This is a genomic window from Psychromonas sp. MB-3u-54, assembly GCF_002836415.1.
In the GTDB taxonomy this organism is placed as follows: domain Bacteria; phylum Pseudomonadota; class Gammaproteobacteria; order Enterobacterales; family Psychromonadaceae; genus Psychromonas.
Map to the genome: position 1 here is coordinate 1 of NZ_PJBP01000028.1, position 892 is coordinate 892.

An 892-nucleotide genomic window follows, 5' to 3' on the forward strand; every position below is an offset into this window, starting at 1 on the left:
TATACCCGTGATCAATCAAAATGCTTGATTTTTAGCTTAATGAGATCATGATATTCCAATGCTTAATATATCATTGTCACAAGAACAGAAATCAACCTTAGAGTTACGGCATAAAAAATCCCGTGATAAGCGTGAGTGTGATCGTATCAAAGCGGTTTTACTCTCTGATGAAGGATGGTCGGTTGAAATGATAGCCCAAGCATTACGTATTCATGAAACCAGTATTAGTCGGCATATCAATGACTTCATTAAAACTGAAAAGCTTACACCGCAAAGTGGTGGCTCTGATGGGTATTTGAATGAAGCGCAAACCACTCAACTTATTGAACACCTGTGTGATGTTACTTATCTCCATACACACCAGATTGTTGCTTACATAAAAGCGTCTTTTAATATTGAATATAGTGTGTCGGGCCTAAACAAATGGCTCCATCAACACCGATTCAGCTATAAACAACCTAAAGGTGTACCTCATAAATTTGATGTTGAAAAACAAAATGATTTTATTAAATTTTATGACGCGTTAAAAGAAAGCTTAAAGGATGATGAGCCATTGTTATTCATGGATGCAGTGCATCCCACTCAAGCAACGAAAATAACGGCTGGCTGGATCAGAAAAGGGGTTGATAAGCCCATTGAAACGACAGGAAGTCGAACTCGACTTAATATTGTTGGTGCGATCAGGCTTGGGTATTTAGGAGAAGCGGTCATTGAGCAATATGAGAAAACAGTTAATGGCGAGTCTATTATCGATTTTTTCACTAAAGTCAGAGGTTTTTATCCACACTGCAAGAGTATTAACCTGGTGCTTGATGGCGCGGGTTATCATCGCTCTAAGGATGTTAAAGCTAAAGCGGAAGAATTAAACATAATATTGCATTATCTCCCGCCT

1 protein-coding gene is annotated in these 892 nt (G+C 38.3%); it reads left to right on the top strand.

Annotated features, from left to right (window positions below; translation table 11 throughout):
• Positions 1–58: 58 nt before the first annotated feature.
• On the top strand, positions 59–892 hold an 834-nt coding region (locus tag CXF72_RS00415; protein WP_101036065.1), incomplete at its 3' end, for an IS630 family transposase.